Here is a 25,444-nt window from a genome sequence, read left to right as displayed (position 1 = left end):
AATTACCTGATATTTCGATCGTGCCGATGTCGGCGTGCCTACCTTCCCGCCGTCGTGGAACCGGCATCCGTCGATGCAAGCGACGATCCACCTGCACGCCGCGTCCGACAAGGCCAGCGCAGGCGAAATGCTGGCATGGCATCTTTTCGCCGGGCGGCCGGAACAATAAAACGAGGACCGACAAGATAGTCGAAAAATGACTTTTTTTCTGGTGTAATGTTGACAGAATCAATCGATCAACCCACAAACGAAGTCTGCGCCTGGCACTTGAAACCGCCCTGCCAATTTTGCTGCTCGCTTAGACAACCGCCCCGCTCAGAAGAATGGCTTGACATTGGTCGAGCTCAAGATGGACTGATCGAGATCACTCGGTCACCGAGCGGGCGTTGCGCGGTGTTACCGTCGGTCGTCGCGGCGAACGCGTTGGCGCGATCTACCGGTTGATCGGCACCGCCAAGCTCAACGGCTTTTACCCCGAAGCCTCGCCGCGCCATGTGGTGATTTGTATCGCCGACCATCCCGTCAACCGCGTTGACGACTTCCTGCCATGGAACTGCCCAGCTCAGCTCACGCAAGCTCCTGATACGCCGCTTCCCAGCGGTGCGATTACATCATCTGGCAACGCCATGGCAAACTCAAGACGGTGCTGAGTAGCACGCTTACCCACGACCGCAAAAACAATGGCACTGGCTTACCGCTAACTGCTAAACGTTACTCCTCCGCGGTGAGGGGCTTGACGAGATATTTGATACAGATCAAATTCAAACGAGCTAAATTAGCCGAGTCTTCAGCTACATCCGCGAAATTAACCGAAATTCTTGTTATTAGCCAATTAGCCAAGAGGAAAGCACATGATGAAAATTCGTATGATCACCCGAATGTTGATTCAAGGAGTTGCCGGAATTGCCGTCGCAACCGCCTATTCCAGTGCAGGGGCACAGCAGCCTGTGCCCCTGGCCGACCCAATACCAGCCTTGATACCGCAAAGCCCCCTGAAGGTTGCCCTGGAAACAGTTATGTCCGGCCTCGTTTCGCCGGTAGCCACAGCTGCGGCGCCAGGCGATCGCCGCCATCTCTACGTGGCTGACCAAATCGGCCAGGTCTGGCGCTTTCGCACCGGCGATCGTGAGGATCACGATGATGCTGATAATGATAATGATGATAAAGATAAAGATAATGATGACGACAACAGCGGTCGAGGCAGCGGCTCGCGACAGCCAGAATTGTTTCTGGACGTGAGCAAGCTACTGATCGCGCCGCTGGGCTTGGGGCCAGGGAAATATGACGAACGCGGCCTGCTGGGTATTGCCTTCCACCCACAGTTCAAGTTCAACGGACTGTTCTATACCTTTACATCGCAGCCGGTGAAAAATAATCCCGACTTCAGCACGATGCCGCAGGGCGTGGCGCCGAACTGCCAGAGCGTGGTTACCGAGTGGCGGGTCAAGCGTCCTGGCGAGCGCAACAACTCGGTTGACTTGACGAGCGCGCGCGAGCTGTTGCGCATCGACAAGCCCCAATTCAACCACAACGGTGGCGCGCTGGCGTTCGGCGCTGACCAGATGCTCTACGTGTCCCTCGGCGATGGCGGCGGCGCTGACGACGAGGGCGTCGGCCACGCGCCTGAAGGCAATGCGCAGAGCCTTGCGCCCGGAAATGTGCTCGGCAAGATATTGCGCATCGACCCGCTCGGACGGAACTCGGCCAATGGCAAATACGGGATTCCACCCGACAATCCTTTCGTCAGCAAAACCGGTGCCGACGAAATTTTTGCCTATGGCTTCCGTAACCCGTTTCGGATGTCTATCGACCGGGATGGCCACGTCATCGCGGGCGACGTCGGTCAAAATGCGATCGAGGAAATCGATGTCGTGACGGCAGGCGGGAACTACGGCTGGCGTATCAAGGAAGGTACGTTCCTGTTCAACACCGCCGGACCGACTGCTCCGGGCTTCGTGTATCGCGACAGTCCGGGTATGCCGGCCACGCTCATCGATCCGATCGCCCAGTACGATCACGCAGACAGTGTGGGAGGAAACGTGACCCGCGTCGCGGTCATCGGCGGCTACGTCTACCGCGGCAACAAGCTTCGTCAGCTGCGCGATCAGTACGTGTTCGGCGACTATGCCGGCAGGGGTACGCCGTCGCCGCGCGGTAATCTATTCGTGTTGGGGAGGAATCAGCGTGTCGAGAGTCTCGTCCCAAGCAACCGCAATCCGTTCGATTTAGCGGTGCTGGGCTTCGGCCAGGATGCGCGGGGCGAGCTGTACGTGTTGGCCAGTGGTACTGGCACGCTGCTTGGCAAAACAGGCGTGGTCATGAAATTGGTGCCCGGACAGCGCTAACCAGGCATCGCTATACCGGGGGGCTCTTGAAACCGGGGCCTGCGTCTTTATGATGTAAGGATGCAGGCGACCGCGGGAGCTGCCCGCCGCCAGACGAAGGAGTATCGTCTCAATGCTGCATTGGCGTCACGGTGACGACTGTCGGGTCAGCCGGTTCGACCTGCTCTATGACGGGACGCTAAGCACAATACTGATTGGCGTTGCTATCACGGACGGCAGTATTAACAATTTGAAGCCCACAGCTTCGACTGTTCAACCGCCCGTGAGCACTGGGAAAACACCTCGTCGACGCTCACGACGATCACGCAGCGCGGCAGCCTGTCAAATTGTTCGAGCAGATCAGGCGCCACGCTGACGAAAGCGCGGCCATTGACCCTCAGCAGGTCATTGTTGCCGGGAATTAAGAACGTCAAGGCGACGCGCGGATCGCCGACAATGTTGCGCACGCTGTCGTTGCGCCCGTTACCGCCGCGCTCGGGAATCAATAAGGTCTTGTCGTCGAGCACGCGCACGAAGCCGCCAGCGTCGCCCTTGGCAGAAGCGTCCAGCCCGTTCGCGCCGGTGGTGGCAAGAATCATAAAAGGTGCGCCTTCGACAAAGTCGCGGAACCGCGCGTGCAGCCGATCGGATTCCTGCCGCGCGGTAAGCACGGGCTTGCCAAACAGTTGCTCGAGGGTTTCGAAGTCGGCGATACGGCCGTCGTCAGGAAAATTAAAATCCATTGCTGGTTACAAGAGATATCGACAGCGTGCATTGTGCGCTATATCCTTATTTTTGCACCACGCAACCGTACAAATTCCGCCCTTCCTGCGCGTCCACCCCGATGTGATGCACGATTACGGTGCCGTCGCGCTGCTTCGCCAGGCAGAACCTGGCGCCATAGCCGCGCGGCCGGCTGCGGGTGGCCGGGCCTTGGCCGCCCCTGACGTCGATGACGACTTCGTAGACCTTGCCGGCCTCGAGCATTGCCGCCTTGGTCTGCGGCAGCGATTGCACCCTGCCGGCGTACGGGATGCACATGCTGAACAACACCGGGAAGGTCCGGGTCGACGGCATTGACATCGTCCACATCCTGGTGCGCGGCCGGGCCGAAGCATCGTAGACGGTAACGGACTCAAAATCGGGCGCGCCGCCCAACTGCTCTTCGCGCTCGGCAATGGTGAAGCAAGGCACGCCGTTGCTGGCCTCGCGCACCGCCGCTTCGCCAGTGCGCGGCGCCGGCGCCGCAGTGGCCCAGGCAGCCGCCAGCAGCATGCACAAAGAGGGAAATATTTGGAACACCATGGAATGTCGTCGCCAGAAAATTGCGTGAAGCAAACTTCAAGCGTACGTGTTGCAGCCCGACTCGGTTTGATGCCGCGCAAACCGGGCAATCAATCGCCAGCGCGTCAAGATTTATCGCAATCAGCGTGGAAACGCCCGCGCCGGGATCGCGGCAAGGTCGCGTGGCGCCAGTGCATGCTCGAAAACCTTGTCAGCTCGGCAGGGATAACATGGCATCGCCAGCGACGGCATCATTTGCACCGTACCACACCGCAAGTAAGGTACGTCTTTTACCATCGCCCCTGCCGCCCACCGTTGAGTATTAACGCCTGTCGGCTCCGGTACAAGTGCCTTGATGATATCCACACATTCACCTTTGCCGAAGAGTTCGTGTCCATCAAGGGCGTGCAAGTCGCCTTCATATCGAAAGGGGGCGGTTTCAAGTACCAAAGGCAATCTTGCGTCCAGGCAAATACCATACGGCTTGCGCGTAGCCCATTCCAGCGCTATCTCAGCCATGCGGGTTTTTGTGCCCTGCATTGGCATTGAGTCCTGCAATAAATGCCGTACTTTTGCGTCTGGCGATCAAATACGCTTTCGAAACGCCGGTTACGAAGGCTTGCCATACACCGTCCCGTCAATAGTCTGCCATCCAAGGTCAACCGGACGATGGACATTTGGCCAAAATTTTTTAGCTAGATCCCCTGGCGCGGCTAGCGTCGCCAAAATAAGTGCGGCAACATGCGTGGCAGGTTCGCCCGGCTGGCCGGGGCAGCCAAAAAATCAACCAACACTGCCTCGAACAAGGACAAGTTGCCGGCGTTATCAACCCAACGCATGGCGCCCGGATTGCCGAGAAATTTGAGGACGAAATAATCGGCCAGCAGGTCGCCTTGCGCTTCCATGTTGAAGTCGGCCAGGGTCGCGCCGGCGCGCAAGCGGTAGCGGTAATCGAGCCCGATGCGCACGGCGCCGCGCAGCCGTACCGGATAGCCGAGCTGGTGTTGCCAGACGTGCACCATCTCGTGCATGAACCAGTGTCGAAGGTGGGGACCGCCGCAAGCGAAGTCGTCGAGAAAACACGAGCGGTGAAAATACAGCCGCCCGTTCGGCGCCATCGCGCAATTTTTCGGTTGGAACGGCAGGTAGCGCCGGTTGTGGATGCGCACCCTGGCATAGTCGATGGCGGCGCCGAACAGGGCCGATGCCATTGCCACCTCGCCTGCGGTAAGCGCCCGGCTTGCCATGTGACCAGCCCAAGCTCGGCCTAGCGCAGCGCCGCCGCTGCCTTCGCCAGTGCGGTGATGCGGGCCCAGTCGCCGGCCTGCAGCGCATCCTTGGGGGTGAGCCATGAGCCGCCGACGCAGGCGACGTTTTTGCAGGCCAGGAACTGCGCCGCGGTATCGATCGAGATGCCGCCGGTCGGACAGAACGTCACGTCCGGGAGCGGGCCGGCAATCGCGTTAAGCATGCCGACGCCGCCGGCCGGCACCGCCGGGAACAATTTGAGTTCGCGAAATCCCGCTTCGCGTGCGGCCAGCACTTCGGACGGCGTCATCACCCCCGGCAGCAGCGGCAGGCCGCTCTTGCGGGCGGCCTCGATCAGCGCCGGCGTCAGTCCCGGCGAGACGCCGAACACGGCGCCGGCGTCGCGCGCGGCGGCAAATTCGGCCGCCTGGGTCAGGGTGCCGACGCCAACGATCGCGCCCGCTACTGCGGCCATCGCGCGGATCGCCGCCAGGCCATGCGCGGTGCGTAAGGTCACTTCGAGCACGCAGATGCCGCCGGCGACCAGCGCGCGTGCCAGCGGCACGGCGTGTTCCGGATCGTCGATGGCGATGACGGGGATGACGCGCGCCGAGCGCATGATGTCGAGCAGGGTCATGGTCATTTTGAGGTCTTTATCAGGAAGTCTTCGTCCGAGCCGGGCACGATGTCGTTGACATCGGAGCTCTCATGCAGCGGCACAATGGTGGGAATCGGCGACGGCAGCGGGAAAGTGGTGGCGCCCTTCTCCGCTTCGCTGATGTTATTGCGAAACATGGAAAACAGCTCGCGTCCCATGCCGATGTGGGACGACGACAGGTCGGCCGTCGCCTGCGAGCGGGCCTGCCACACTTCCAGAGGCACCAGCGCGTTGAGCGTGCCGGCGCTGGCGTCGAGGCGGATGATGTCGCCGTCGCGCACCAGGCCGAGCGGACCGCCGGCGAGGATCTCGGGCGACACGTGGATCGCCGCCGGCACCTTGCCCGACGCGCCGGACATGCGCCCGTCCGTCACCAGCGCGACACGGCGGCCGGCGTCCTGCAGGTTCGACAGCGCCGGCGTCAACGCGTGCAGTTCCGGCATGCCGTTGGCGCGCGGTCCCTGGAACCGCAGCACCGCGACGAAATCGCGGTCGAGGCGGCCGGCCTGGTAGGCGTGCATGAAGTCTTCCTGCGAGTCGAACGTCAGCGCCGGCGCTTCGACGATGCGGTGCTCTTGCTTGACGGCCGAAACTTTCATCACCGCACGCCCCAGGTTGCCCGACACCAGGATCATGCCGCCGTCTTTGGCGAACGGCGCGCTGGCCGGGCGCAGCACGCTGTCGTCGGCCGTTACTTCGGGCACCGGCTTCCAGACGACCTTGTCGGCGTCGAGGAAGGGTTCCATGCAGTGCTTGCGCAGGCCGCGGCCGAGGATGGTGGTGACGTCGTCGTGCAGCAGGCCGGCGTCCAGCAGTTCGCGGATCACGAAGCCGGGACCGCCGGCGGCGTTGAAGTGGTTGACGTCGGCGTCGCCGTTCGGGTAGATCCGGGTCAGCATCGGGATGATCGCCGACAGCTCGTCGAAGTCGTCCCAGTCGATGACGATGCCGGCGGCTTTGGCGATCGCCACCAGGTGCAAGGTGTGGTTGGTCGAGCCGCCGGTGGCCAGCAAGCCGACCACCGCGTTGACGATGCATTTCTCGTCGACGATGTGGCCAACCGGCGTGTAATTGCCGTTCTGCTGGGATATTGCCACCGCGCGCTGGGCGGCGGCGGCGGTCAGCGCATCGCGCAGCGGCGTGCCGGGGGTAATGAAGGCGGCGCCCGGCAGGTGCAGGCCCATGATTTCCATCAGCATCTGGTTGCTGTTGGCGGTGCCGTAGAACGTGCAGGTGCCGGCGCCGTGGTAGGACGCCGACTCGCACTCGAGCAGTTCTTCACGCGTCGCCTTGCCCTGGGCGTACAGCTGGCGGATGCGGGCTTTTTCCTTGTTCGACATGCCGCTCGTCATTGGGCCGGCCGGCACGAACACGGCCGGCAGATGGCCGAAATGCAGCGCGCCGATCAACAGGCCCGGCACGATCTTGTCGCACACGCCCAGGTACAGGGCGGCGTCGAACATGTTGTGCGACAGCGCAATCGCCGTGCCCATGGCAATCGCGTCGCGTGAAAACAGCGACAGTTCCATGCCGGGCTGGCCTTGGGTGACGCCGTCGCACATGGCCGGCACGCCGCCGGCGAACTGGGCCACCGCGTCGACCTGGCGCACCGCTTCCTTGATAATTTTCGGGAACGACTCAAACGGCTGGTGGGCCGACAGCATGTCGTTGTACGACGAGACGATCGCTACCGAAGGTTTTTTTTGCTCCCTGAGCTTGAGCTTGTCATCGACCGGGAAGGCGGCGAAACCGTGGGCCAGGTTGGTACACGACAGCGCGGTGCGCTGCACGCCCTGGACGCGGGCGGCGTCGAGGTGGGCCAGGTAGGCCGCGCGCGACGGGCGGCTGCGCTTGACGATGCGGTCGGTCACCGCCAGAACTACCGGATGAAGCACCATGTCCAATCCTTCAAAATTAATTTATGAAATTTTACTACAATTTTGACAGATATTGCTGTTCAATTTGCACCAGTTTACGCCTTCTTTGGTGCGGACAAGCGGTTTTCGCGTTGTTACGACATGGTATTGCTATCGGATACCAGGGTGGCGCACGAGTTGATTCTGCCAGCTGATGTAGTGAATTTACGAATTTTTAATGTATCATCCACCAATCTGAATTTACCAACCACACCCGACAACTTTTCTGACTGCCGACCGCCATGCGCCAGCCCTCCCTGACCTCTACCGCCAGCTTCCAGGCCCTTGCCGCCCACGCCATCGATTCGACGGATTGGCAGATGCGCGACCTGTTCGCTGCTGACCCCCTGCGTTTTAAAAACATGTCGGTCGAAGCGGCCGGCCTGTTTCTAGACTATTCAAAAAACCGGCTTGACCGGCGCACGCTTGAACTGCTGGTCGAGCTGGCGCGCGAGCGCGGCGTCGAAGAGCGGCGCGAGGCGATGTTTCGCGGCGAAAAGATCAACCTGACCGAACAGCGCGCGGTTTTGCACACGGCCTTGCGTGCGCCCCTTGATTGCGCGCTGGTGGTCGACGGCCAGGACGTCAGCGCCGACGTCCACGCCGTGTTGGCGCGCCTGCGCGCGTTCAGCGATGCGGTGCGCTCCGGCGCCTGGCTCGGCTACAGCGGCAAGCCGATCACCGACATCGTCAACATCGGCATCGGCGGCTCCGACCTCGGCCCGAAAATGGTCTGCCTGGCGCTGCGCCAGTACGCCCATCCGCGCCTGAACATGCGCTTCGTTTCGAACGTCGACGGCCACGATATCGATGCGGCGTTGTCCGGCATCGACCCGGAAACGACGCTGTTCATCGTCGCCTCCAAAACGTTCACCACCGGCGAGACGATGCAAAACGCCCAGACCGCGCGCCGCTGGTTCCTGGCCCGCGCCAGGCCGGACGCACTGGCGCGCCACTTCGTCGCCGTGTCGACCAATACCGCGGCGATCGAAGCCTTCGGCATCGACCCGGCCAACATGTTCCCGTTCTGGGACTGGGTCGGCGGGCGTTATTCGGTATGGTCGGCGATCGGCCTGCCGATTGCGCTGTCGGTCGGTTTTGGCTATTTCAGCGATTTTCTCGCCGGCGCCCACGCCATGGACCTGCACTTCACCGCCACGCCACTGGAGCAGAACATGCCAGTGCTGCTGGCGCTGACGGGCTTCTGGAACCGCCAGTTCCTCGCTTGCGCCTCGGTGTCGATCGCGCCCTATCATCAAGACCTGAACCGCTTCCCGGCCTACCTGCAGCAGCTCGACATGGAAAGCAACGGCAAGCGCGTCACCCGCACCGGCCAGCCGGTCGACACTTCCACCTGCCCGGTGATCTGGGGCGACTGCGGCACCAACGGCCAGCACGCCTTCTTCCAGCTGCTGCACCAGGGCACCGACGTCACGCCAATCGATTTTATCGCCTGCCTGCGCCCGGCCCACGAACTCGAGGCGCACCACGCGGCGCTGCTGGCGAACTGCTTCGCCCAGTCGGAAGCTTTCATGCGCGGCAAAAACATCGACGAGGTGCGCGCCGACCTGCAGGCGCAGGGCATGGGCCCGGCCGATATCGAGCGCCTGGCGCCGCACAAGACCTTTCCCGGCAACCGCCCCAGCAATACCATCCTGATGGAATACCTGACGCCGTATGCGCTGGGCGCGCTGGTGGCCCTGTACGAGCACAAGACGTTCGTCCAGGGCGTACTGTGGGACGTAAACAGTTTCGACCAGTGGGGCGTCGAGCTGGGCAAGGTGCTGGCAAAGAACATCGAGGCGGAGCTGACGGGTGACGCCCAACCACAGCGCCACGACAGCTCGACCAACGGCCTGATCGCGATGGCCAAGGCGGCGGTATGAGCGATATCGGGGTCATTGATGTCGCCTTCGATGAACCAATGGCGGTCGGCGAATGCCCGCTGTGGAACCCGGCCGAATCGTGCCTGTACTGGGTCGACATCGACGGTTTCGCGATCCATCGGCTGCATCCGGCCAGCGGCGCGCATAACTGCTGGACCATGCCGAGCGAACCGGCCTGCCTGGGGCTTGTGGCCGGCGGCGGCCTGGTCGTCGCGCTGCGCGAAGGCCTGTTTCACTTCGACAGCGCCAATGGCATCGTCACGCCGATCGCCCCGGCGCCGTACGACACCGCATTGGCGCGCTTTAACGACGGCCGGGTCGATGCCGCCGGCCGCTTCTGGACCGGCACGCTGTACGAGCCGCGCGACCGCCAGGCGGCCGAGATGTACGTCCTCGAACACGGCAAGCTGCGCCTGGCCTGGTCGGGCGGGATGACGAACTCGAATGGCCTGGGCTTCAGTCCCGACGGGCAGTCGATGTACCACGCCGACACCGCGGCCCACCGCATCGACCGCCACGACTTCGACGTCGCCACCGGCGCGGTATCGAAGCGGCAGCTTTTCCAGCAGTTTTCAAGCGACAAGTCGGCCCCCGGCTATGGCGGCCGCCCGGACGGCGCCGCGGTCGACAGCGAAGGCGCCTACTGGTGCGCCATGTTCGAAGGCGCACGCCTGCTGCGTTTCGCGCCCGACGGCACCTTGCTGCGCGAAGTGGCGCTGCCGCTGCGCTGCCCGACCATGGTGGCGTTCGGCGGCGACGACCTGCGCACGCTGTACATCACCAGCGCCAGCCACAAGCGCCCCGCCGAAGAACGCGCGCGGCATCCCTTGAGCGGCTGCGTGCTGTCGCTGCGGGTCGACGTCGCCGGCCTGGCCGAGCCGCTGTATCAGCCATGAGCGCGCGGTCGGCGACGAATCCTTACGTGCGCCAGCGTACTTAAAGCGCTGCTAGACTAATCACCGAATTGAATGACGAAAAATAGGTGAAGCCGCGTGGATACCTTAGTGAAAACCGGGATTGCCGGGCTCGATGAAATACTGCTGGGCGGCGTCCCGCGCCACAACAACCTGATCGTCGAAGGCGCGCCGGGCACCGGCAAGACCACGCTTGGCCTGGGTTTCATCTACGCTGGCGCCGCCGAACATGGCGAGCCGGGCGCGATCGTCTCGTTCGAACTCGACGCCGCCAAGCTGATGCGCGACGCCGCCGGCTTCGGCTGGGACCTGCAAGGAATGCTCGATGCCGGGAAAATCAAGATCATCCAGACCAGCCCGGCCGTGCTGCTGAGCGAATTTCGCAATACCGAAGGCGTGTTCGCCGAAACGCTGCGCGCGATGGGCGCCAGGCGCCTTCTGATCGACGGCCTGACCCCGATGCGGCTGTACGCCGAAGTGCACAACCTGCCGTTCCGCGAGGACGTGCACGTGCTGGTCGAAGGGCTCAACCGGCTCGGCGTTACGACCATGGTCACCGCCGAACGCGACGAGACGACCACCGCCGCGGCCCACGAGCGCTTCATATTCGACACCATCATTTCGCTCACGCGCGGCGAAAACCAGCGGCGCGTGCAGCGCCGGCTGACGGTACAGAAGTCGCGCGGCCAGGACTTCATCAGCGGCAGCCACACCATGCGCATCGAAGCGGACCAGGGCGTGCACGTCTACCGCCGCGCCCAATCGCGCCCGGTCGCCTTGCAGGAACAGCCGACCTCCGCGCTTCGCCTGTCGACCGGTTCGGCGGCGATCGACACGATGATGGACGGCGGCCTGTACGCCGGCTCGGTAACCATGATTTGCGGCATCTCCGGCACCGGCAAGACAGTCCTGAGCGTGCAGTTTTTGACCTCGGCGATCGCGGCCGGCCACAAGACGCTGCTGGTCAGCCTCGACGAGCACCCACGCCAGCTGATGCGCAACGCCGGCTCGCTCGGCTTCGACCTCGAAGGCCTGACCGAACGCGGCGACCTGTTCATCCACTACGAGTCGCCGCTTGAACTCGACCTCGACGTCCACTTCGAGCACATCACCAGGCTGGTCGAAAAGGAAGCCATCGACTGTATCGTGCTCGACTCCTGCGCGGTGTACGCAATGACCAGCCCGGAAGAGGCGGCAGGTTACCTGTACGCGCTGGCGACGTTCTTCAAGAACCGCCTGGCGACGGTGTTGTTCAACTACGAAAGCCCTGAGCTGCTCGGCCTGTCGCAGATCAGCCAGGAGCTCAAGGGCTCCCACCTGGTCGATAACATCATCCTGCTCAGTTATGTCGAAATTTCGACCGTGCTGCGGCGCGCGATCGCCATTCCGAAAGTGCGCGGCAGCCGCAACCTGCAGGTCACGCGCGAGTACGTGATCGCCGAAGGCGGCCTCAAACTGCTTGACGAGGACGGCGCGGGCGAAGCGTCGAACGCGGTGCCGCAGCTGCCGTTTTCGGCCTATTACGGCCTTCTGTCGCGCTCGCCGTCGCGCCAGGCCCCGGCCATCGAGGAGGCGATCGCCAACAACACCGCCCTGCCGCCGTCGGTCGATCTGCCGATCGAAACGCCGCCGTGATCAGTGTCGCATTCCCCTCGCGCACCCTGGTTGACTGGGAAGAATGGCTGGCGCCGCTGGACCAGTTTGCCCAGGCCACAGGACTGACGGTATCGGCCTACGACAGGTTTGGTGCGCGCATGGCCGGGCCGCTGGTGGCGTCGAACACGGCCCGCTTGCTGCTCGCTTCGACGCTGTGGGAGCTTGACGGTCCCGGCAGCGCGTTCGAGCGCGAACTCGCCGCCGCCGTGGTGGCGAGCGGCAACGACAACGATGGCAGCGAGGCGCATGGCAGCGACATGCCGGAGCGGCAGTTTTTCGGCCTGCGCGTGCGCGCGCTGCCGTTGACCCAGTTCGGCAAGGTGTATGGGGTGCTGGTGTTCGGCTGGTGTTTCAGCGATTTCAGTTCGCCGATGGCGTGCGAGCAGATCGCCCGCATGGTCGGGATTTCGGGGCCGGTGTTGTGGAGCCAGGTCAGGCTCGAGGCGCCGGTGACCGACGCCCGCATGGCCACCAACACGGCGCTGCTGCGCAGCCTGGCCGGCTCGATCGACCACCAGCGCGAGACCATCGAACAGCTCAACCGCGTCAACCGCACCCGCGACCTGTTCCTCGCCACCGTCTCGCACGAAATGCGCACCCCGCTGGCGGCGCTGTCGATGCGCCTGGACCTGATGCTCAAGACCCATCCCGACCTGCCGCCGGCAGTTACCAAAGGCCTGAACTCGATGCGGGTGCATGTGCGCCAGCAAGCGGCGATGGTCGACGACCTGATCGATGCGGCGCTCACCCTGACCGGCCAGCTGTCGGTGGTGCGGGCCAGCGTGCCGCTCGGGCGCATCGTGCGCGACGCCGTCTCGACCGTTGAAGTCGGTGCGCAACAAAAAGGCATCGCCCTGACAGTGACGCCAGGCGACTTCGGCGACGGCACCATCATCGCCGGCGACGCGCGCCGCCTGCAGCAGGTACTGTGGAACCTGCTGCTCAACGCCATCAAGTTCACTCCGCCGGGAGGCCGCATCGAGGTCAACATCGGCGTTGGCGCCGAGGCCGGCGTCGAAACGGGCCAGGTGAAGATCGATATCGCCGACAGCGGCCAGGGCATCGAAGCGGACGACCTGCAGCACGTGTTCGGCGCCTTCACGCTGCAAACGCAGGCCAACGCCACCGGCCTGGGCCTGGGGCTGTACATCGCCCGCCGGATCGTCGAACTGCATGGCGGCGCGCTCACCGTGGCAAGCCGGGGCGCCGGCCAGGGCAGCATCTTCAGCATCGTGCTGCCGCAGGGCGCCGAAGCCTGGAACCCGGCGCCAGCGTAGTAAAATTACTTGCGATCCAGGTATTTATGTAGTAAATTTACATAAATCGCCGTCGCGGCATGAATCTTTACGTGCTTCGACTACCTTGCGTGCGCCAGTATGGGCGCGATAGCGGCATCATCCTTTTCGACACCACCTTTTTCGATCACAATATTATGGCACTCAACGATTTCGACCTGGTTCTTTTTGGCGGCAGCGGCGACCTGGCGATGCGCAAGCTGCTGCCCGCCATGTACTCGCGCCATGTCGCCGGCGACCTGCCGCCCGGCGCGCGCATCATCTGTGTCGGCCGCCACGAATGGTCGACCGAGGACTTCTTGGAAACCGTCGAGACGACCTCGAAACCGCACATCAAGGCGCCGGCCGAGCTTCATTACGCCGAGTTCATCAAGCGCATCATGTATGTGTCGCTCAACGCCACCGATGTCGCCACCTACGACGCGCTGGTTGCGGCGCTGCGCCTTGACGACAGCCTGACCCGCATCTATTACCTGGCGACCCCGCCGCACCTGTTTTCGCAAATTTGCGACAACCTGTCGACGACCGGGCTGGCCACGCCCAATTCGCGCGTGGTGCTGGAAAAGCCGCTCGGGCGCGACCTCGCCAGCGCCAGGCAGATCAACGCCGAAGTGGGCAAGGTCTTCGCCGAATCGCAGATTTACCGGATCGACCATTACCTCGGCAAGGAGACGGTGCAGAACCTGCTGGCCCTGCGCTTCGGCAATATCCTGTTCGAGCCGCTGTGGCGCCGCGAATGGATTTCCGACGTCCAGATCACCATCGCCGAGAAGATTGGCGTTGGCAACCGGATGGGTTACTACGACCACTCCGGCGCCTTGCGCGACATGCTGCAAAATCACCTGCTGCAGCTGCTGTGCATCGTGGCGATGGAGCCGCCGACCTCGATTTCGCCGGACGCGGTGCGCGACGCCAAGTTGCAGGTGCTGCGCTCGCTGAAAAAATTCACCCCGACCACGCTGTCGCAGAACATCGTGCGCGGCCAGTACCGCGCCGGCCACGTCGACGGCCAGCCGGTGCCGAGCTACCGCGACGAGCCCGATGCGCCGGAGCGCTCGAGCACCGAGACGTTTGTCGCCCTCAAGGCTGAAATCGACACCTGGCGCTGGGCCGGCGTGCCGTTCTACCTGCGCACCGGCAAGCGGATGGCCGACCGGCTGGCCGAGATCGTCGTGCGCTTCAAACCGATCCCGCACTCGATTTTCAACCAGCCGACGTCGAGCTTCCAGCCGAACAGCCTGGTGATCCGCCTGCAGCCCGACGAAGGGCTCTCGCTTAACCTGATGGCCAAGACACCGGGCGACGGTATGCGCCTCAAGCAGGCCGAGCTCGAACTCGATTTCCGCGAGCAGTTCAAGACGCCGCGGATGGACGCCTACGAGCGCTTGCTGCTCGACGTGTTGCGCGGCCAGCTGACCTTGTTCATGCGCGGCGACGAACTGGAAGCGGCGTGGGAATGGATCGAACCGATCCTCGACTATTGGGAGCAGGACGACAACAACCCGACGCCGTACACCTCCGGCACCTGGGGCCCGGCCGCCGCCAGCGCACTGATCGGGCGCGACGGCCTGCAGTGGCGCGAAGAAGTTTTGCCGGCGGACTGAGGTGAAAACCAAGATCATGGCGCCTGCTCACTGATGCTGCTCGATTCGATCCGCACCCAGCTCGATTCGCTGTCCAAATCCGAACGCAAGGTTGCGCTGGCGGTGCTGGAACAGCCGTCGACAACGGTCAGCCAGAACATTACCGCGCTGGCCAAGAGCGCGCAGGTGTCGGAGCCGACCGTCGTGCGGTTTTGCCGCACCCTCGGCTACGACGGCTGGCACGAGTTCAAGCTCAAGCTGGCGCAGGGACTGGCGCTGGCGCTGCCCGGCGCCAACGAGCAGCCGGCCCAGGACGACCTGGCCTCTGACCTGGTCAACAAGATTTGCAGCCGCTCGATCAACACCCTGCTCGACCTGCGCAACAACCTCAAGCCGGAGCAGATCCAGAAGGCGCTCGACATCCTTTCGCGCGCCAGCAAGATCGAGTTCTACGGCCAGGGCACGTCGGGCATCGTCGCCGCCGACGCCCAGCACAAGTTCTTCCGCTCCGGCGTGCCGACGGTGGCGTATGCCGATCCGAACATCCACAGCATCGCCGCGGCGCTGCTGCGCAGCGGCGACGCGGTGGTGGCCATCTCGCAGCGCGGCAACAGCCCGGCGCTGGTGCGCTCGGTAAAACTGGCGCGCCGCGGCGGCGCCGACGTCATCGTGCTGGCGCCCTCGGGCACCCCGCTGGCCGATCTGGCCACCGTGCTGATCCCGATCGACCTGGTGTTCAATACCGACCCCTACACGCCGATCTCGGCGCGGCTGGCCTACCTGGTGGTGATCGATGTACTGGCGGTCGGCCTGGCGCTGCAGCGCGGCCCCGAATTTCGCAAGAAGATGCAGAACGCCCAGAAGGCGCTGCAGGAATTCGACATGCAGTTCGATTCGTTCATCGGCTGACGCTCGAACTCACCGTGCGACGTGATCCTCGCTAACACGTCATCCTCGCGCACGCTGAGCATCCAGGTTCTGCTGACGCCAGCGCATCACCGGCCCGCTCACCCAATCAGATAAAATAGCTATTTCGACCAGCCATTTTCGCACCCATGCACATCACCTCCGCCGCGAGTACCAAGCCCGACTACGCCATGCTGACCCGCCAGGTCGCCAGCATCCTCGAAGGCGAGCGCGACCTGGTCGCCAACGCCGCGCAGTTTTCCGCTTTTATTTACGACACCATCGCCGAGCTGAACTGGGCAGGCTTCTACTTGGCCCGTCCGGCAAAAAACGGCAACGGTGAAGAACTGCTGGTCGGCCCCTTCCAGGGCAAGGTTGCCTGCGCCCGCATCCCGTTCGGCCGCGGCGTCTGCGGCGCCGCCGCCAGCGAACGACGCACGATGCTGGTGCCGGACGTGCACGCCTTTCCCGGCCACATCGCCTGCGACTCGCAATCGAACGCGGAAATCGTCATCCCGCTGATCAAGGACGGCAAGCTGCTGGGCGTGTTCGACATCGACAGCCCAATCCTGAATCGTTTCAGCGAGGAAGACCGCGAAGGTTTGGAGGCGCTGGTAGCGGCGTTTTTGGCGGCGACCGACTTCAGCTAGCGAGCTTGGATCGCGAGCCGGTCGCGTGAAAAATTGCCTGCTTGGCCAATAACGATCGACTGTCCGTCGGCCCCTTCCCCTAACGCCAACCCGCTTTCAAACATCACCATGATTAAAAACGTCGGCACCACTGAAATCAAGGCGAAGCACCGCGCCACTTGCCACTGCGGGGCAGTCGTACTGGAACTGGACCTGCCTGACGGCATTGTCGATGCGCGCCGCTGCGACTGTTCGGTCTGCCGACGCAAAGGGGCAATCGTCGCATCTGTAGCGCTGGCGGGGATCAAGATACTTGCAGGCGAGGATGTCCTGAGGCTGTACCAATTCAATACGCGCACCGCCAAACATTACTTCTGCTCGCGCTGCGGCATCTACACCCACCATCAGCGGCGCTCCAATCCGGATCAATACGGCTTTAACGTCGGCTGTTTGGAAGGCGTCAATCCGTTCGATCTGGGCGCGGTCCCGACCAATGATGGGGTCGATCACCCCGCGGATCGATCCTGACAACGCTTCACTTGCCGTCGGCAAGGAAAGCAGGCCAAAAAAACCCGCTGAAGCGGATTTCATGTGAATACGCGTGATGCCTGTAATTAAAACTTCAGCGACAGGCTGGCGGCCACGTTGCTGGTATCGCTGCTTGGCTTCTGGGCTTCGAGGCGGGCCGAGATGGTCGGAGTGAACGCATAGCCGACGCCGACGCCGTACAGCACGCCCGAGGTCGAATCGGTGGCACTCTTCGATAAATATTTTGATTGTTGCAATTTGTAACCCGGATCATCTGCAGCATCCAGGCACGGTCCCTTCAGCGGCGCCGCCGAAACACCTTTACATTTTGGCCGCCTTGGCCGCTTCGGTCGTGCCGCCCGCGGAGCTGTGGTCTTTGGCTTCGCCGGTCACCGGCGTCTTGACCTTGGCTTTTTTTACCTTGTTTTTCATCGGCTTGGCCTTCGCTGCCGGACGCACGTCCGCGTTCGCCGACGTATGGTCGTTCGCTTCGCCCACTTGCGGCGGCACCACGCCCGGGTTGATGTTGTTGGTCGCCCGGTTGCTCTTGCCGGCTGGCTGGGTGACGGCCCCCGAGGACGTGTGATCATTCGCTTCGCCGGTGACGGGCGGCGCTTTTTGCGCGTTGGCCGAAAATGCGCCGAGCAGGACTACGGCTGCCGATGCGCCCAGTAATGATTTGATGGTTTTATTGTTGAACATGTCGTTATCCTTGAAATTGAAAATGACGCCGCGGATGAGACCGCGAAAGTATTGATTGGATTAAATCTTAACCAAAATCCAGTGTATAGATGCAAACCCGACAGCAGCGTGCGTTTGCAAATGGGAAATATTGCGCCACGCTCGCGTTAGCCGAATCCAGGCGCCACCCTCACTTGGTACAATACAACTTCACTCCTCCTTCATCATCGTGACCGCCATGAATCAACTCGAACAGCTCAAGCAATTCACTACCGTGGTCGCCGACACCGGCGATTTCCAGTCGATCAAGGCCTACACGCCGCGCGATGCCACCACCAACCCGTCGCTGATCCTGAAGGCGGTGCAAAAACCCGAATACCGCCCGCTCCTCGAGCAAGCCGTGCGCGACTTCCCCGCGCTGTCGACCGCCGACGTCATCGACCGCGTGCTGATCGCGTTCGGCGTCGAAATCCTGAAAATCATTCCGGGCCGCGTCTCCACCGAGATTGACGCCAGCCTGTCGTTCGATACCGAAGCGAACATCGCCAAGGGCCGCGAGCTGATCGCGCTGTACGAAGCGGCCGGCGTCGAGCGCGAGCGCGTGCTGATCAAGATTGCCTCGACCTGGGAAGGAATCCGCGCCGCCGAGGTGCTCGAACGCGACGGCATCCATTGCAACATGACGCTGCTGTTCGCGCTGCCGCAGGCGGCCGCCTGCGGCGAAGCCGGCGCCCAGTTGATCTCGCCTTTCGTCGGCCGCATCTACGACTGGTACAAAAAGGCCACCGGCATCGAGTACAGCGGCGCCGACGACCCCGGCGTGCAGTCGGTCAAACGCATCTACAACTACTACCGCAAGTTCGGCTACAAGACCGAAGTGATGGGCGCGAGCTTTCGCAACGTCTCGCAGATCGTCGAATTGGCCGGCTGCGACCTGCTGACCATCTCACCGGACCTGCTGCAAAAGATGGCCGACACCAACGCGCTGGTCGAGCGCAAGCTCACCGCCGCCGAAGCCGTCGCGCCCATCGACAAGGTGTCGATCGACGAGAAAACCTTCCGTTTCATGATGAATGAAGACGCCATGGCGACCGAGAAACTGGCCGAAGGCATCCGTGCGTTTTGCGCCGATTCGGGGAAGTTGAAGCAGATGATCAGTGGAATGCGTTAAACGGTAACGGTTCCCTCTGCCGTCGTCCTTGCGAATGGGGTCCCCGCTTTCGCGAGGACGACGATGTTCACATGGATCGATGTTAATCCGGCTTCGCCCTTAGCGACTCCAGATGCGTATCGACAATCCGCGTACCCAGCGCAATCAAGTCGAATTCCTGCGGATCGAGCAGCCAGGCGCGCAGCAGGCCGTCGATGATGGCCCATAATCCCAGCGCCACGGCGTACGGTTCCACCCCCGCCTTGACCTGGCCGTTGGCGATGCCTTCGCGCACGCGGCTTTCGGTGCGTGCCATCCAGCTCGCCTGATTCAGTTTCCTGCGTTCGCGCACAGCGTTGAGTTCATCGGTAAATTCCATTTTCAGGGTGGCGATTTCGAACACCCGACGCGCCATCGGGTCTTCCACCGTCATGCGGAACACGCGCATCATACTCTCGCGCAAAACCTCGATCGGATCGGCCGCGTTGGCCTGGTCGAACAGCAGCATGGCGGACTCGAGCGGCATCTTCACGCGCTCCATCATTGCATTGAACATCGCCCCTTTGTCCAGGAAATGCCAGTAGATGGCACCGCGCGTCACCCCCGCCGCCGTTGCGATATGCTGTAACGTCGTTCCAGACACTCCCTGCTTGACGAACAATTGCTCCGCTGCATCCAGTATGCTGTCGCGGGTCGCCAATGCGTCTTCCTTGGTCCTACGTGCCATTGGCAATACTCCGTTTCTGGGATTGTCGAACTTTAAACATACACTCGTGATAGTATATCCGCAAATTCGACAAAAGCCAGCGGTGAAGTTGTCTCCAAAACGGCTCTGCCCGCACCACAAGAGGATGTCCACGTCATGCGCCATGCCCACTCCGTCACCTTGTCCATGACGCGGCTCGCTGCCGCTACCCTGGCCGCTCTCGCCATGCTGAGCGCTTGTGGCGCCAAGGACGCCGCCGCTCCCGCCGGCGGCCCGGGTGCCAACCTGCCGCCGCCGGAAGTCGGCGTCATCGTCACCAAATTCGAACCGGTCGCGCTGCAGACGGAATTGCCGGCGCGGGTCGAACCGGTGCGCGTGGCGCAAGTGCGGGCGCGCGTGACCGGCGTCGTGCTCAAGCGGATGTTTCAGGAAGGCAGCGAAGTTAAAGCTGGCCAGACCCTGTTCCAGATCGACCCGGCGCCGTACCAGGCCGCGCTGAGCAGCGCGCGCGCCAACCTTGGCAAGTCCGAGGCGAACCTGAACCAGGCCGCGGCGCTGGCCGCGCGCTACAAGCCGCTGGTCGAGGCGAATGCCATCAGCAAGCAAGAGTACGTCAACGTGGTGGCGGCCCAGCAGCAGGCCGAAGCCGATGTCGCCGCCCAGAAAGCCGCGGTGCAGATCGCCCGGATCAACAGCGGCTACGCCAGCGTGCAGGCGCCGATCGCCGGGCGCATCGGCCGCGCGCTGGTCACCGAAGGCGCGCTGGTGTCCGCCACCGAAGCGACCCAGCTGGCGCTGATTCAGCAAACCAACACCGTGTACCTGAACATCACGCAGTCGGCCACCGAGCTGCTGCGGCTGCGCCGCGATGCCGCAGCAGCCGCAGGTGCAGGTGCAGGCAGCAGCAGCAACGCGCGCGCCGCCGGCGCCGTGCCCGTCACGGTGCTGATGGACGACGGCACCGAATTGCCGCACAAGGGCAAGCTGCTGTTTTCCGACGTCACCGTCGACCCGACGTCGGGCCAGGTCACGCTGCGCGCCGAAGTGCCGAATCAGGACGGCTTGCTGCTGCCGGGCCAGTATGTGCGGGTGCGCCTGTCGCAGGCGTCGTTGCCGGCCGCCATCGTCGTGCCGCAACAGGCGGTCACCCGCAGTACCCAGGGCGACACCGTGATCGTCGTCGCCGACGGCAAGCCGGCGCCGCGCCCGATCAAGATCGGCTCGCAGCAAGGCACGAACTGGATCGTGCAGGGCGGCTTGAAGCCGGGCGAGCAGGTCGTCGTCGACGGCTTCCAGAAAATGATGGTGCCGGGCGCGCCAGTCAAGCCGGTGCCGTGGACCGCGCCTGCCGGTAATGCCGCACCGGCCACTGCCAGCGTCAGCCGTTAATAACAGATACAGGAATCTTTCATGGCTCGCTTTTTTATTGACCGCCCCATTTTTGCCTGGGTGATCGCCCTGTTCATCATGGTGGTGGGGGCAGCGGCGATCACACAGTTGCCGGTCGCGCAATACCCTACCGTCGCGCCGCCGTCCATCGTGGTGAGCGCCGCCTATCCGGGCGCCTCCGCCCAGACCCTCGAAGACAGCGTCATCAGCGTGATCGAACGCGAAATGAACGGCTCGCCCGGCCTGATCTACATGGAGTCGATCAGCCAGGCCAACGGCACCGGCACGCTGACACTCTCCTTCGAGACCGGCACCGATCCGGCGCTGGCCCAGGTCGACGTCCAGAACCGCCTCGGCCGCGCCACCCCGCGCCTGCCGCAGGCGGTGGTGCAGCAAGGGGTGCGGGTCGATCAGGCGCGCGCCAACTTCCTGATGTTCGCAATCTTGTCGTCGGACGATCCGCAATGGAACCCGATTGCGCTGGGCGACTACGCCTCGCGCACCGTGCTGCCTGAAATCCAGCGCATCAAGGGCGTCGGCCAGGCCCAGCTGTTCGGCACCGAAAAGGCGATGCGGATCTGGATCGACCCGGCCAAGCTGCAAGGCTTGAGCCTGTCGCCAACCGACGTCAACGCGGCGATCCGTTCGCAGAACGCGCAAGTTGCGTCCGGCTCGATCGGCGACCTGCCGCTGCAAGCGGGGCAGACGATTTCGGCTACGGTCGTGGTCACCGGCCAGCTCAACTCCGTCGAGCAGTTCGGCAACATCGTGCTGCGCGCCAACGCGGACGGTTCCACCGTGCGGCTGCGCGATGTCGCCCGCATCGAAATCGGCGGCCAGAGCTACGCCACCTCGGCGCGCCTGAACGGCAAGCCGTCGACCGGCATCGGCATCCAGCTGTCGTCTTCCGGCAACGCGCTGGAAACGGCCAACCTGGTCAAGAAGCGCATGGAAGAGCTGTCGAAATACTTCCCGCCAGGCATGAAATTCGCGCTGCCGTTCGACAGCTCACGCTTCGTCGACATCTCGATCAAGCAAGTGGTGACGACACTCATCGAAGCGGTCATCCTGGTGTTCCTGGTGATGTACCTGTTCCTGCAAAACTTCCGTTACACCATTATCCCGACCATCGTCGTGCCGGTCGCGCTGCTGGGCTCCCTGGGCACCTTGCTGGCGCTTGGCTTCTCGATCAACGTGCTGACCATGTTCGGCATGGTGCTGGTGATCGGTATCGTCGTCGACGACGCCATCGTCGTGGTCGAGAACGTCGAGCGCATCATGAGCGAGGAAGGCTTGCCGCCGTTGGCGGCGACGCGCAAGGCGATGGGCCAGATTTCCGGCGCCATCATCGGCATTACCGTGGTGCTGATGTCGGTGTTCGTGCCGCTGGCGTTTTTCGCCGGCGCGGTCGGCAATATCTACCGCCAGTTCTCGGCGGTGATGGTGTCGGCGATCTTCTTCTCGGCCTTCATGGCGCTCTCGCTCACCCCGGCCCTGTGCGCTCACCTGCTCCAACCGGTGGAAAAGGGCCACGGCTATGCCAAGACCGGCTTTTTCGGCTGGTTTAACCGCGGCTTCGCGCGCACTGCCAAGAACTACGAAGGCTTCGTCGCCACGACGCTGGGCCGCACCGGCCGCGCGCTGGCGGTGTTCGCCGTGGTAATCGGCGTCGTCGTGCTGATGTTCATGCGCATGCCGTCGTCGTTCCTGCCAAACGAAGACCAGGGCTACATCATCGCCAACATCCAGCTGCCGGCCGGCGCCACGACCACCCGCACCAGCCGGGTCCTGGCCGACGCCGAGGCGTTCATCATGAAGCAGCCGGAAGTGGCCGACATGGTCGGCGTGGTCGGCTTCAACTTCTCCGGCCAGGGCCAGAATGTGGCGCTGGCCTTCATTCCGTTAAAGGACTGGGATGAACGCAGCGGCCCCGGCCAGGGCGCGCAGGATGTCGCCAACCGCATCACCGGCGCCATGTCGAAGCAGCGCGATTCGTTCGTGTTCGCCGTCAGCCCGCCGCCGATTCCGGAACTCGGACGCGGCACCGGCTTCTCGTTCCGCCTGCAGGACCGTGGCGGCAATGGCCGCGACGCCTTGCTGGCGGCGCGTAACCAGCTGATGCGATTGGCCCGCCAGAGCAAGATCCTGGCCGGCGTGCGCCCCGAAGGCCTGGAAGACGCACCCCAGGTGCAGCTCGACATCGACCGCGACAAGGCCAACGCGCTCGGCGTCACCTTCGAGGCGGTCAACGCCGCGCTGTCGACGTCGCTCGGCTCGACCTACATCAACGACTTCCCGAACGCCGGCCGCCTGCAGCGCGTGGTGGTCCAGGCCGACGCCCCGGCCCGCATGCAGCCGGACGACCTGCTGCGCCTGAACGCGATGAACGCCAAGGGCCAGCCGGTACCGCTGTCCGCATTTGCCAGCACCCGCTGGGTGACCGGCCCGATGCAGACGGTGCGCTACAACGGCTACTCCACCATGCGCCTGTCGGGCGACGCGGCGCCAGGCCACAGCACCGGCCAGGCGCTCGACGAAATGGAACGCCTGGCGGCCCAGCTGCCGGCCGGCTTCGGCTTCGAATGGACCGGCCAGTCGCGCGAGGAAAAGCTGTCCGGCTCGACCGTATTCATCCTGCTCGGCTTCGCCATGCTGGCGGTGTTCCTGGCGCTGGCCGCGCTGTACGAAAGCTGGTCGATTCCGGTCGCGGTGCTGCTGGTGGTGCCGCTCGGCGTGCTCGGCGCGCTGCTGGCGGCGACCGCGCGCGGCTACCCCAACGATGTCTACTTCAAGCTCGGCCTGATCACCATCATTGGCCTCGGCGCCAAGAACGCGGTGCTGATCATCGAGTTCGCCAAGGACCTGCAGGCCCAGGGCGTGCCGCTCAAGGAAGCGGTACTGCGCGCCTGCCACCTGCGTTTCCGCCCGATCCTGATGACGTCGATGGCCTTCATCCTCGGCGTGCTGCCGCTGGTGATCGCCGGCGGCGCCGGCTCGGCCGGCCAGCGCGCCATCGGTACCGGCGTGATGGGCGGCATGGTAACCGCGACCGCCCTCGGCCTGTTCTTCGTGCCGGTGTTTTTCGTCGTGGTGCGTAATCTGTTCAAAGGCAGCGAGCGCCAGCGCAAGAAATTTGCGCATGAAGAAGGTGCCGCTCCAGCAATCGAGGAAAAAATATGACGAAACAACCGACCCTGCGCGCCACGCCGCTGGCACTGGCACTGGCGCTGGCCCTTGGACTGTCCGGCTGCGTCTCGCTGGCGCCGAAGTACCAACGCCCTGCCTCGCCGGTCGCCCTCGCCTTCGACGACGCACTGGCCAACCCGGCCACCCCGGCCAACCCGGCCACCAGCGAGGCGGCCGCGCAGCTCGAATGGCAGCGCTTCTTTGCCGACGCGCGCCTGCGCCAGCTGATCGACCTGGCGCTGGCCAACAACCGCGACCTGCGCGTGGCGATCCTCAACATCGAGCAGGCGCGGGCCCAGTACCAGATCCGCCGCGCCGACATCCTGCCGACAGTAAACGCCGCCGTCACCGGCAGCCGGGTGCCGGGTTCGAACGACAGCATCACCAGCACCTACACGGCCGGCTTTGGCGTGAGCGCATTCGAGCTCGACCTGTTCGGCCGCGTGCGCAACCTGTCCGAGGCCGCGCTGGGGCAATTTTTGGCCACCGAAGAAGCGCGCAAGAGCACCCAGATCGGCCTGATCGGCTCGGTCGCCAATACGTACCTCGCTCTGCTGGCGGACGACGAATTGCTGGTGCTGATCCGCCAGACCCTGGCCGCGCGCGAGGAATCGCTCAAGCTGATCCAGCTGAAGTTCGACAACGGCGTGGTCTCGAAGGTCGACCTGTCGCAGGGCCAGTCGCTGGTCGACACCGCCCGCGTGGCGCTGGCCCAGCAGCAGCGCCAGCGCGCCCAGGACATCAACGCCCTGGTGCTGCTGGTTGGCCAGCCGCTGCCGGCCTCGCTGGCGCCGGCCAACACGCTGGCGCAAACCGAACTGTCGGCGCTGCCGGCCGGCCTGCCGTCCGATTTGCTGGCGGTGCGCCCCGACATCCGCGCCGCCGAGCAGCAGCTGATCGGCGCCAACGCCAGCATCGGCGCCGCGCGGGCCAACTTCTTCCCACGCATTGCGCTCACCGGCAGTGCCGGCTCGGCCAGCTCGGAGTTGAGCGGCCTGTTCAAGGGCGGCTCATTCGGCTGGACGTTCGCGCCGTCGGTGGTGCTGCCAATCTTCGATGTCGGCCGCAACAGCGCCAACCTGGGCAGCGCGCGCGCCGGGCGCGACATCGCCGTGGCGCAGTACGAGCGCAGCATCCAGGTAGCGTTTCGCGAAGTGTCGGACGCGCTGGCCGGCCAGTCCACGTTTGCCGAGCAGTTGCGCGCGCAGCGCGCGGTGGCGCAAGCCGAAGCGGAGCGCTTCAACCTGTCGGACCTGCGCTACCGGAGCGGCGCCGCATCCTACCTCGACCTGCTCGATGCCCAGCGCTCGCTATTCACGGCGCAGCAGCAGGCGGTGCAGGCGAACCTGCAGCGCCTGCAGAACCAGGTCACGCTGTACCGCGTGCTGGGCGGCGGCTGGAGCACGGCGAAGCGCTGATATCAGGAAGTCTTGGCGGCACCGGCCTGACCCGGTGCGAATGCTACCGTTGCGCATCTCTGACTTCTCTTAAAAAACAACAGGTGA

23 protein-coding genes and 1 pseudogene are annotated in these 25,444 nt (G+C 63.7%); 15 read left to right on the top strand and 9 right to left on the bottom strand.

Translation table 11 applies throughout. The features are described 5' to 3' along the window. Positions 1–34: 34 nt before the first annotated feature. The 3 genes and pseudogenes from CR103_RS23865 to CR103_RS14405 all read left to right on the top strand — a co-directional run bounded on the left by CR103_RS23865 (position 35) and on the right by CR103_RS14405 (position 2,345). Positions 35–169 (top strand): hypothetical protein, encoded by a 135-nt coding sequence (locus CR103_RS23865; protein WP_267874000.1) that lies wholly within the window; start codon positions 35–37, stop codon positions 167–169. A gap of 193 nt (positions 170–362) precedes the next feature. Then, a pseudogene (locus CR103_RS23435) lies at positions 363–569 on the top strand (transposase domain-containing protein); the annotation flags it as partial. A gap of 282 nt (positions 570–851) precedes the next feature. Continuing rightward, positions 852–2,345 (top strand): PQQ-dependent sugar dehydrogenase, encoded by a 1,494-nt coding sequence (locus CR103_RS14405; RefSeq protein WP_143752627.1) that lies wholly within the window; start codon positions 852–854, stop codon positions 2,343–2,345. Positions 2,346–2,566: 221 nt separating this feature from the next. Here the strand turns inward: CR103_RS14405 and CR103_RS14400 are convergent, their stop codons facing one another. The 6 genes from CR103_RS14400 to edd all read right to left on the bottom strand — a co-directional run bounded on the left by CR103_RS14400 (position 2,567) and on the right by edd (position 7,412). Further along, positions 2,567–3,067, bottom strand: a complete 501-nt coding sequence (locus CR103_RS14400; protein ID WP_099916666.1) for an MSMEG_1061 family FMN-dependent PPOX-type flavoprotein — start codon at positions 3,065–3,067, stop codon at positions 2,567–2,569. Between the two features lie 46 nt (positions 3,068–3,113). Further along, entirely contained in the window at positions 3,114–3,629 is a 516-nt protein-coding gene (locus tag CR103_RS14395) for a hypothetical protein (protein WP_143752626.1), read from the bottom strand. A gap of 120 nt (positions 3,630–3,749) precedes the next feature. Next, positions 3,750–4,148, bottom strand: coding sequence for a hypothetical protein (locus tag CR103_RS14390; RefSeq protein WP_099916664.1), 399 nt, complete (start codon positions 4,146–4,148; stop codon positions 3,750–3,752). A gap of 173 nt (positions 4,149–4,321) precedes the next feature. After that, positions 4,322–4,819, bottom strand: coding sequence for a Rhs element Vgr protein (locus CR103_RS14385; protein WP_099916663.1), 498 nt, complete (start codon positions 4,817–4,819; stop codon positions 4,322–4,324). A gap of 56 nt (positions 4,820–4,875) precedes the next feature. Then, a complete protein-coding gene (gene eda, locus CR103_RS14380; RefSeq protein WP_099916662.1) occupies positions 4,876–5,499 on the bottom strand; it encodes a bifunctional 4-hydroxy-2-oxoglutarate aldolase/2-dehydro-3-deoxy-phosphogluconate aldolase in 624 nt (207 codons plus the stop codon). Further along, the gene (gene edd, locus CR103_RS14375; protein WP_099916661.1) at positions 5,496–7,412 is read right to left on the bottom strand and encodes a phosphogluconate dehydratase; all 1,917 of its coding nucleotides are present in this window, start codon (positions 7,410–7,412) and stop codon (positions 5,496–5,498) included. The genes eda and edd overlap by 4 nt, the downstream gene beginning before the upstream one ends. A 260-nt stretch (positions 7,413–7,672) precedes the next feature. Here edd and pgi point away from each other — a divergent pair, with 260 nt between their 5' ends. The 8 genes from pgi (at position 7,673) to CR103_RS14335 (ending at position 16,827) form a co-directional block, all read left to right on the top strand. Continuing rightward, positions 7,673–9,316, top strand: coding sequence for a glucose-6-phosphate isomerase (pgi, locus tag CR103_RS14370; protein ID WP_099916660.1), 1,644 nt, complete (start codon positions 7,673–7,675; stop codon positions 9,314–9,316). After that, positions 9,313–10,212: an SMP-30/gluconolactonase/LRE family protein gene (locus CR103_RS14365; RefSeq protein ID WP_099916659.1), complete on the top strand. Its 900-nt coding sequence runs from the start codon at positions 9,313–9,315 to the stop codon at positions 10,210–10,212. Before pgi ends, CR103_RS14365 begins: the two co-directional genes overlap by 4 nt. A 96-nt stretch (positions 10,213–10,308) precedes the next feature. Next, positions 10,309–11,865: an ATPase domain-containing protein gene (locus tag CR103_RS14360; RefSeq protein ID WP_099916658.1), complete on the top strand. Its 1,557-nt coding sequence runs from the start codon at positions 10,309–10,311 to the stop codon at positions 11,863–11,865. Then, complete coding sequence (locus tag CR103_RS14355; protein WP_099916657.1) at positions 11,862–13,163, top strand: sensor histidine kinase; 1,302 nt, start codon at positions 11,862–11,864, stop codon at positions 13,161–13,163. The genes CR103_RS14360 and CR103_RS14355 overlap by 4 nt, the downstream gene beginning before the upstream one ends. A gap of 155 nt (positions 13,164–13,318) precedes the next feature. After that, complete coding sequence (gene zwf, locus CR103_RS14350; RefSeq protein ID WP_099916685.1) at positions 13,319–14,785, top strand: glucose-6-phosphate dehydrogenase; 1,467 nt, start codon at positions 13,319–13,321, stop codon at positions 14,783–14,785. A gap of 33 nt (positions 14,786–14,818) precedes the next feature. Further along, positions 14,819–15,673 (top strand): SIS domain-containing protein, encoded by an 855-nt coding sequence (locus CR103_RS14345; protein ID WP_099916656.1) that lies wholly within the window; start codon positions 14,819–14,821, stop codon positions 15,671–15,673. A 146-nt stretch (positions 15,674–15,819) separates the two neighbouring features. Further along, positions 15,820–16,320 (top strand): free L-methionine (R)-S-oxide reductase MsrC, encoded by a 501-nt coding sequence (gene msrC / locus CR103_RS14340; RefSeq protein ID WP_099916655.1) that lies wholly within the window; start codon positions 15,820–15,822, stop codon positions 16,318–16,320. Positions 16,321–16,428: 108 nt separating this feature from the next. Continuing rightward, a complete protein-coding gene (locus CR103_RS14335; RefSeq protein ID WP_099916654.1) occupies positions 16,429–16,827 on the top strand; it encodes a GFA family protein in 399 nt (132 codons plus the stop codon). An 86-nt stretch (positions 16,828–16,913) separates the two neighbouring features. Here the strand turns inward: CR103_RS14335 and CR103_RS22155 are convergent, their stop codons facing one another. Next, entirely contained in the window at positions 16,914–17,084 is a 171-nt protein-coding gene (locus CR103_RS22155; protein WP_143752625.1) for an RNA methyltransferase, read from the bottom strand. Between the two features lie 64 nt (positions 17,085–17,148). Beyond that, positions 17,149–17,529 carry a hypothetical protein gene (locus CR103_RS14330; protein WP_099916653.1) on the bottom strand — a complete coding sequence of 127 codons (381 nt, stop codon included), beginning with the start codon at positions 17,527–17,529 and terminating at the stop codon, positions 17,149–17,151. Positions 17,530–17,746: 217 nt separating this feature from the next. Between CR103_RS14330 and tal the strand changes: the two genes are divergently transcribed. Beyond that, entirely contained in the window at positions 17,747–18,679 is a 933-nt protein-coding gene (gene tal / locus CR103_RS14325; RefSeq protein WP_099916652.1) for a transaldolase, read from the top strand. An 82-nt stretch (positions 18,680–18,761) separates the two neighbouring features. Here the strand turns inward: tal and CR103_RS14320 are convergent, their stop codons facing one another. Then, positions 18,762–19,358, bottom strand: coding sequence for a TetR family transcriptional regulator (locus CR103_RS14320; RefSeq protein WP_229443068.1), 597 nt, complete (start codon positions 19,356–19,358; stop codon positions 18,762–18,764). A 162-nt stretch (positions 19,359–19,520) separates the two neighbouring features. Between CR103_RS14320 and CR103_RS14315 the strand changes: the two genes are divergently transcribed. The 3 genes from CR103_RS14315 to CR103_RS14305 are packed head-to-tail and all read left to right on the top strand — an operon-like array spanning position 19,521 to position 25,357. Continuing rightward, positions 19,521–20,753, top strand: a complete 1,233-nt coding sequence (locus CR103_RS14315) for an efflux RND transporter periplasmic adaptor subunit (protein WP_099916650.1) — start codon at positions 19,521–19,523, stop codon at positions 20,751–20,753. A 21-nt stretch (positions 20,754–20,774) separates the two neighbouring features. Continuing rightward, on the top strand, positions 20,775–23,933 hold the full coding sequence (locus tag CR103_RS14310) for an efflux RND transporter permease subunit (protein WP_099916649.1): 3,159 nt from the start codon (positions 20,775–20,777) through the stop codon (positions 23,931–23,933). Further along, on the top strand, positions 23,930–25,357 hold the full coding sequence (locus CR103_RS14305) for an efflux transporter outer membrane subunit (protein ID WP_099916648.1): 1,428 nt from the start codon (positions 23,930–23,932) through the stop codon (positions 25,355–25,357). Before CR103_RS14310 ends, CR103_RS14305 begins: the two co-directional genes overlap by 4 nt. The last annotated feature ends 87 nt before the right edge of the window (positions 25,358–25,444 follow it).

This window comes from Massilia psychrophila (assembly GCF_002760665.1).
Classification (GTDB): domain Bacteria; phylum Pseudomonadota; class Gammaproteobacteria; order Burkholderiales; family Burkholderiaceae_D; genus JAFCUW01.
The sequence above is the reverse complement of the archived record's forward strand: the minus strand, read 5'-3'. Positions and strand labels throughout refer to the sequence as shown.